The organism is Hydrogenophaga sp. (genome assembly GCF_050182545.1).
Taxonomy (GTDB): Bacteria; Pseudomonadota; Gammaproteobacteria; order Burkholderiales; family Burkholderiaceae_C; genus Hydrogenophaga.
The window spans coordinates 237637-244012 of sequence record NZ_JBFXCD010000006.1 but is presented as its reverse complement, the minus strand read 5'-3'; the positions used below and the strand labels follow the sequence as shown (position 1 = coordinate 244012).

12 protein-coding genes and 1 tRNA gene are annotated in these 6376 nt (G+C 59.9%); 1 reads left to right on the top strand and 12 read right to left on the bottom strand.

The features are described from left to right. The coding region (locus tag AB7P10_RS09315) for a hypothetical protein (protein WP_428293558.1) at positions 1-259 on the top strand (259 nt) is incomplete at its 5' end. Here the strand turns inward: AB7P10_RS09315 and AB7P10_RS09310 are convergent. From AB7P10_RS09310 to rpsE, 12 genes are all read right to left on the bottom strand, one after another. Continuing rightward, positions 238-314 (bottom strand) — tRNA-Met (locus AB7P10_RS09310). The genes AB7P10_RS09315 and AB7P10_RS09310 overlap by 22 nt on opposite strands. 17 nt (positions 315-331) lie before the next feature. After that, positions 332-727 carry a 50S ribosomal protein L17 gene (gene rplQ, locus AB7P10_RS09305; protein WP_428293557.1) on the bottom strand — a complete coding sequence of 132 codons (396 nt, stop codon included), beginning with the start codon at positions 725-727 and terminating at the stop codon, positions 332-334. A gap of 88 nt (positions 728-815) precedes the next feature. Next, the gene (locus AB7P10_RS09300) at positions 816-1802 is read right to left on the bottom strand and encodes a DNA-directed RNA polymerase subunit alpha (protein ID WP_428293556.1); all 987 of its coding nucleotides are present in this window, start codon (positions 1800-1802) and stop codon (positions 816-818) included. A 93-nt stretch (positions 1803-1895) separates the two neighbouring features. After that, a complete protein-coding gene (gene rpsD, locus AB7P10_RS09295; protein WP_428293555.1) occupies positions 1896-2519 on the bottom strand; it encodes a 30S ribosomal protein S4 in 624 nt (207 codons plus the stop codon). 148 nt (positions 2520-2667) lie between these two features. Next, positions 2668-3072 carry a 30S ribosomal protein S11 gene (rpsK, locus tag AB7P10_RS09290; RefSeq protein WP_066267872.1) on the bottom strand — a complete coding sequence of 135 codons (405 nt, stop codon included), beginning with the start codon at positions 3070-3072 and terminating at the stop codon, positions 2668-2670. Between the two features lie 18 nt (positions 3073-3090). Then, positions 3091-3456 (bottom strand): 30S ribosomal protein S13, encoded by a 366-nt coding sequence (rpsM, locus tag AB7P10_RS09285; RefSeq protein WP_428293554.1) that lies wholly within the window; start codon positions 3454-3456, stop codon positions 3091-3093. 23 nt (positions 3457-3479) lie between these two features. Continuing rightward, positions 3480-3593, bottom strand: a complete 114-nt coding sequence (rpmJ, locus tag AB7P10_RS09280) for a 50S ribosomal protein L36 (RefSeq protein ID WP_009514917.1) — start codon at positions 3591-3593, stop codon at positions 3480-3482. A 43-nt stretch (positions 3594-3636) separates the two neighbouring features. Next, complete coding sequence (infA, locus tag AB7P10_RS09275) at positions 3637-3855, bottom strand: translation initiation factor IF-1 (RefSeq protein ID WP_066267877.1); 219 nt, start codon at positions 3853-3855, stop codon at positions 3637-3639. 9 nt (positions 3856-3864) lie between these two features. Continuing rightward, positions 3865-5178, bottom strand: coding sequence for a preprotein translocase subunit SecY (secY, locus tag AB7P10_RS09270; protein ID WP_297651701.1), 1314 nt, complete (start codon positions 5176-5178; stop codon positions 3865-3867). A gap of 22 nt (positions 5179-5200) precedes the next feature. Beyond that, a complete protein-coding gene (rplO, locus tag AB7P10_RS09265) occupies positions 5201-5635 on the bottom strand; it encodes a 50S ribosomal protein L15 (protein ID WP_428293553.1) in 435 nt (144 codons plus the stop codon). A gap of 14 nt (positions 5636-5649) precedes the next feature. Beyond that, positions 5650-5832, bottom strand: a complete 183-nt coding sequence (gene rpmD, locus AB7P10_RS09260; RefSeq protein ID WP_159589446.1) for a 50S ribosomal protein L30 — start codon at positions 5830-5832, stop codon at positions 5650-5652. 11 nt (positions 5833-5843) lie between these two features. Then, entirely contained in the window at positions 5844-6362 is a 519-nt protein-coding gene (rpsE, locus tag AB7P10_RS09255) for a 30S ribosomal protein S5 (RefSeq protein ID WP_137917290.1), read from the bottom strand. Positions 6363-6376 lie beyond the last annotated feature (14 nt).

Sequence of the window (6376 nt, the reverse complement as noted above, 5' to 3'; positions counted from 1 at the left end):
GTTGCCACGTCTATCACTCCTCATCTCCTGCTGCACACAAAAGCAGCAGGTTAGGGTTAGTACGTGGGTCAGTTCTGGATGGAAATCCCCTGACTTACTGGGTCACTTCTGGGTGGAAATCAACACAACGGGTTTTCTCGAAATATGTGACGGCACAGGACTCGTCACAAACCTCGACACAAACAAAAAAGCCCTCGTTTCCGAGGGCTTCGATGACAAGCAAGTGCTTGATTTTGTTGGTTGCGGAGGCAAGATTTGAACTTGCGACCTTTGGGTTATGAGCCCAACGAGCTACCAGGCTGCTCCACTCCGCGTCAAGCCCGCTATTCTATCACGCTTTGTCTGCGTCAGCGGCTGGCGCTGCTTCTTCAGCACGATCCACCAGCTCGACCAGCGCCATCGGGGCGTTATCGCCGACGCGGAAGCCCATCTTCAGGATGCGGGTGTAGCCACCCGGGCGCGCCTTGAAGCGGGGGCCCAGTTCGTTGAACAGTTTCACGACCACATCGCGATCACGCAGGCGATCGAACGCCAGACGGCGGTTGGCGACGGTAGGCACCTTGGCCAGGGTGATCATGGGTTCGACCACGCGGCGCAGCTCCTTGGCCTTGGGTACCGTGGTCTTGATGACTTCGTGCGTGAGCAGCGAGTTCATCATGTTGCGCAGCATCGCCTGGCGGTGCTCGCTGGTGCGGTTGAGTTTGCGAAGTCCGTGTCCGTGACGCATTTTTTCATCCTTTCAGTGTTTTGCCCCCAGCCGTATCAGGTACTGGGGGTTCGTCCGGGCCTGGCCTCTGTGGCCAGACGCTGCGGTTTCAGTGCTTGTCCAGGCCGGCGGGCGGCCAGTTCTCAAGCTTCATGCCCAAGGTCAGGCCGCGCGAGGCGAGCACTTCCTTGATCTCGTTGAGCGACTTTCGACCCAGGTTGGGGGTCTTGAGCAGCTCGTTCTCGGTGCGCTGGATCAGGTCACCGATGTAATAGATGTTCTCGGCCTTGAGGCAGTTGGCCGAGCGCACGGTGAGTTCGAGTTCATCCACCGGGCGCAGCAGGATCGGGTCGAACTGCTGCGAACTGCGCTGGGCTGGCTGGTCGAATGCGGACAGCTCCACGCCTTCGAGTTGGGCGAAGACCGCTAGTTGCTCGACCAGAATCTTGGCCGATGCGCGAACCGCTTCTTCCGGACCGATGGAGCCGTTGGTCTCGATTTCGAGCACCAGTTTGTCCAGGTCGGTGCGCTGTTCGACGCGCGCGCTTTCGACGGTATAGCTCACGCGTCTGACGGGCGAGAACGACGCATCGAGCACGATGCGGCCGATGGAGCGGGTCTGGTCGTCATTGCGGCGCAAGCTGCCAGGCACATAACCACGGCCCTTTTCCACCTTGATCTGCATGTCGAGCTTGGCACCCTGCGAGAGGGTCGCGATCACATGGCCCGGATTGACGATCTCGACGTCATGCGGCGTCTGGATGTCGGCAGCAGTGACCAGACCCTCGCCATCCTTGCGCAGGCTCAACGTCACTTCGTCGCGGTTGTGCAGCTTGAACACCACGCCCTTGAGGTTCAAGAGCATGTTGACGACGTCTTCCTGCACACCGTCGATGGACGAGTACTCGTGCACGACACCGGCGATGGTGACTTCGGTCGGCGCGTGGCCGGTCATGGAAGAGAGCAGAACCCGGCGCAGGGCATTGCCCAGCGTGTGACCATAGCCACGCTCGAACGGTTCGAGCGTCACCTTGGCGCGATTGGTCGACACTTGTTCGACGTTGATGGTTTTGGGCTTCAGCAGATTGTTCAGCATTCAAACTTCCTTCAGGACCCTCGGCTCGTTACACCGATAAGGCAGACGGAGCATGGCCCGACCACACCGCGAGGGTGTAAGCCGGGAACGGAATTAACGGGAATACAGTTCGACGATCAGCGATTCGTTGATGTCGGAGCCGAACTCATCGCGGTCGGGCGACTTCTTGAACACGCCTTCCACTTTGTCGGCGGATACGTCGACCCAGGCCGGAAAACCGATCTGCTTAGCCAGCTCGAGCGCTTCGACCACGCGACCCTGCTTCTTCGACTTCTCGCGCACGGCGATCACGTCGCCGGCCTTCACCGAGTAGGAAGGAATGTTCACGGACTTGCCGTTGACCGTGATGGCCTTGTGCGACACGATCTGCCGGGCTTCTGCACGGGTCGAAGCGAAGCCCATGCGAAATACCACATTGTCCAGGCGCGCTTCCAGCAGGAACAACAGATTGGCGCCCGTGTTCCCGCGGCGGCGATCGGCTTCGGCGAAGTAGCGGCGGAACTGGCGTTCCAGCACGCCATAAGTGCGCTTGACCTTCTGCTTTTCGCGCAGCTGCACGCCGAAGTCTGAAGTACGCTGGCCGGAGGTACGACCGTGCTGGCCGGGTTTGGAGTCGAACTTGGCCTTGTCGCTGATCGAGCGGCGGGCGCTCTTGAGCAAAAGGTCAGCGCCTTCACGGCGAGAGAGTTTGGCCTTGGGGCCGAGGTAACGTGCCACGTTGGTTTCCTTGTTTCACTGCCACAACCAGTTGTTGCGGGAGCCGCCCTTCGGAGAGGGTGGCGGTGGGCTTAGCAAAAATGCCACCGCAGGCATCTGCGGTGGCGCTCGAAAAAGCCTTCAATTATACCGCCTCAGCGGTCGCATCTCAGATGCGACGGCGCTTTTGCGGGCGGCAGCCGTTGTGTGGCACCGGCGTCACATCAGAGATCGAGTTGATCCGGATGCCCAGTGCACCAAGTGCGCGCACCGACGACTCACGACCCGGGCCTGGGCCCTTGATCTCGACATCCAGGTTTTTGATGCCCTGCTCAATGGCAGCGCGGCCAGCCACTTCGGAGGCCACTTGAGCAGCGAAAGGCGTGGATTTGCGCGAACCCTTGAAGCCCTGGCCACCCGATGAGGCCCAGGACAAGGCATTGCCCTGGCGATCCGTGATGGTGATGATGGTGTTGTTGAACGAGGCGTGCACGTGCGCGATGCCGTCGGCAACATTCTTGCGGACTTTCTTGCGAACGCGGGCGGATGCGCTGCTGGAGGGAGACTTGGCCATGAGGGTCCTTCTATCCGTTTATTTCTTCAGCGACTGGGCGGCCTTGCGGGGCCCTTTGCGCGTGCGAGCGTTGGTCTTGGTGCGCTGACCACGCAGCGGCAGACCACGGCGGTGGCGGAAGCCACGGTAGCAACCAATGTCCATCAACCGCTTGATGTTCATCGTGGTTTCACGACGCAGATCACCTTCGATCGTGTACACGCCCACCTGGTCGCGCACCTTTTCGAGTTCCGCGTCGCTCAAATCCTTGATCTTCTTGGCGTAGTCGATACCGCAGGCTTCGCAGATCTTGCGAGCGCGGGTGCGGCCGATGCCGAAGATTGCCGTCAAGCCGATTTCGGCGTGCTTGTGCGGCGGAATGTTGATGCCTGCAATACGAGCCATGTTGGGTCCTCTTAACTAACCAATCAGCCTTGACGCTGCTTGTGACGTGGGTCGGTGCAAATGACACGCACCACACCATGCCGCTTGATGATCTTGCAGTTGCGGCACATTTTCTTGACCGAAGCCGAAACTCTCATAGTCTTCTCCTAGATATTCCTGAAACATTCAATAACTGACCACTCACTTCGAGCGGAACACGATTCGCGCTCGGGTGAGGTCGTAGGGCGTGAGCTCTACCTTGACCTTGTCCCCTGGCAGGATTCGGATGTAATGCATCCGCATCTTGCCGCTGATGTGCCCCAGCACCACATGACCGTTTTCGAGTTTGACCCTGAAGGTTGCATTCGGAAGGTTTTCAACCACCTCCCCCTGCATCTCGATCACATCGTCCTTGGCCATAAGCGAAATTCAAGGGGAGGTTTTGAAATTGGCCTTCTTGAGCAGCGATTCGTATTGCTGCGACATCATGTAATTCTGGACCTGCGCCATGAAATCCATGGTGACCACCACGATGATCAGCAGGGAGGTGCCCCCAAAGTAGAACGGCACGTTGTATTCAAGGATCAGGAACTCGGGCAACAGGCACACGGCGGTGATATAGATCGCGCCAGCGAGCGTCAGCCTCAAAAGGATGCGGTCGATGTACCGGGCAGTCTGGTCACCAGGACGAATGCCAGGAATGAACGCACCACTCTTCTTGAGGTTGTCCGCCGTCTCGCGGCTGTTGAACACCAGCGCGGTGTAGAAGAAACAGAAGAAGATGATGGCAGCCGCATACAGCGCCACATAAATCGGCTGGCCCGGCGACAACGCGGAGGCGATGTCACGCAGCCAGCGGGTCGAGTCTCCTGTGCTCACCCAGCTCACTACCGTGGTGGGCAGCAGAATGATAGACGAGGCAAAGATCGGCGGAATCACACCCGCCATGTTCAGCTTGAGCGGGAGGTGCGACGATTGACCGCCATACACCTTGTTTCCCACCTGTCGGCGCGCGTAGTTCACCAGGATCTTGCGCTGACCGCGTTCGACGAACACCACAAAGTAGGTCACCAGCACCACCAGCGCGATGATGAAGATCGCCACCAGGATGTTCATGGCGCCGGTGCGGACCAGTTCCAGCAACCCACCGACCGCACTCGGCAGCCCTGCCGCGATGCCGGCGAAGATCAGGATCGAAATGCCGTTGCCCAGACCGCGCTCGGTGATCTGCTCACCCAGCCACATCAGGAACATCGTGCCCGCCACCAGGCTGACGACAGCCGTCAGGCGAAAGCCCATGCCTGGCTCGATAACCAGGCCAGCCGAACCCTCCAGCGCCAGGGCGATGCCCATTGACTGAAAAATTGCGAGTGCCAGCGTGCCGTAGCGCGTGTACTGCGTGATCTTGCGGCGGCCCGCTTCGCCTTCCTTTTTCAGCTGCTCGAATGTGGGCACCACATAGGTCATCAACTGCATGATGATCGAGGCAGAGATGTACGGCATGATGCCCAGCGCGAACACGGTGAAGCGCGACAGTGCGCCGCCCGAGAACATGTTGAACAGGCTGAGAATGCCGCCCTGCTGGCCCTGGAACAGCTGCTCGAGCTGCGCCGGGTCGATTCCGGGCACGGGGATGTGCGCCCCGATGCGATAGACCACCAGCGCCAACAACAGGAACACCAGCCGGCGACGCAGGTCGCCGAACTTTCCGGTTTTGGCCAGGGACGTGGAGCCAGTTGCCACAGGAAATTCCGTTCCGGTTCGATCAGGCCGCCAGCGAGCCGCCAGCAGCTTCAATGGCCTGCTTGGCACCTGCCGTGGCAGCGATGTCCTTGAGGGTCACGGCGCGGGTGATTTCACCGGTCTTGATGACCTTGACGCGCTTGGCCAGGTGCGGCACGAGGCCGGCCTGCTTCAGCACCAGCACATCGATCTCTGCCACGTCGAGTGCATTGAGTGCGCTCAGCGTGACTTCGGCGTTGAACTGCAGCTGTGCCGACTTGAAGCCACGCTTGGGCAGACGACGCTGCAGCGGCATCTGGCCGCCTTCGAAACCAACCTTGTGGTAACCGCCAGAGCGGGACTTCTGTCCTTTGTGGCCACGACCTGCGGTCTTGCCCAGGCCCGAGCCGATGCCGCGGCCGACGCGGCGCTTGGCATGTTTGGCGCCTTCGGAAGGCTTGATGGAATTGAGTTGCATGTCAGTGACTCCGATCAGACGATTTTGACCAGGTAGCTGATCTTGTTGATCATGCCGCGCACGGCGGGCGTGTCCTGCAGCTCACTGACACTGTTGAGCTTGCGCAGGCCCAAGCCACGGACGGTGTCGCGATGGGATTGCTTGGTTCCAATGGGGCTGCGCACCAGTTGGACCTTGACGGTGTTTTGAGTGGTCATGATCGCTCCAATCAACCCAGGATCTCTTCGACGGACTTGCCGCGCTTGGCAGCCACGTCGGCGGGGGTCGTCGAGTTCTTCAGCGCGTCCAGCGTGGCACGCACCAGGTTGTAGGGATTGCTAGAGCCGTGGCTCTTGGCCACGACGTCGGTGATGCCCAGCACCTCGAACACCGCGCGCATCGGGCCACCGGCAATGATGCCGGTACCTTTGGACGCAGGCAGCATCATGACGTTGGAGGCACCGTGCTCACCATGCACGCTGTGGTGCAGAGAACCGTTCTTGAGCGACACCTTGATCATGTTGCGGCGGGCTTGTTCCATGGCCTTCTGCACGGCCACCGGCACTTCGCGCGCCTTGCCCTTGCCCATACCGACGCGGCCATCGCCATCACCGACCACGGTCAACGCAGCGAAACCCAGGATGCGACCGCCCTTGACCACCTTGGTCACACGGTTGATCGCGATCATCTTCTCGCGCAGACCGTCTTCGTTCGCTTCGTTCTTGATGTTTGCCGTAAATTTAGCCATTTTGTGTATTCCGT

Bases quoted from the DNA above. Each gene is read 5' to 3' on its own strand.
- rpsE (WP_137917290.1), bottom strand. From the start codon at position 6,362: ATGGCTAAATTTACGGCAAACATCAAGAACGAAGCGAACGAAGACGGT.
- rpmD (WP_159589446.1), bottom strand. From the start codon at position 5,832: ATGACCACTCAAAACACCGTCAAGGTCCAACTGGTGCGCAGCCCCATT.
- rplO (WP_428293553.1), bottom strand. From the start codon at position 5,635: ATGCAACTCAATTCCATCAAGCCTTCCGAAGGCGCCAAACATGCCAAG.
- rpsM (WP_428293554.1), bottom strand. From the start codon at position 3,456: ATGGCTCGTATTGCAGGCATCAACATTCCGCCGCACAAGCACGCCGAA.
- AB7P10_RS09300 (WP_428293556.1), bottom strand. From the start codon at position 1,802: ATGCTGAACAATCTGCTGAAGCCCAAAACCATCAACGTCGAACAAGTG.
- rpmJ (WP_009514917.1), bottom strand. From the start codon at position 3,593: ATGAGAGTTTCGGCTTCGGTCAAGAAAATGTGCCGCAACTGCAAGATC.
- rpsK (WP_066267872.1), bottom strand. From the start codon at position 3,072: ATGGCCAAGTCTCCCTCCAGCAGCGCATCCGCCCGCGTTCGCAAGAAA.
- infA (WP_066267877.1), bottom strand. From the start codon at position 3,855: ATGGCCAAGGACGATGTGATCGAGATGCAGGGGGAGGTGGTTGAAAAC.
- rplQ (WP_428293557.1), bottom strand. From the start codon at position 727: ATGCGTCACGGACACGGACTTCGCAAACTCAACCGCACCAGCGAGCAC.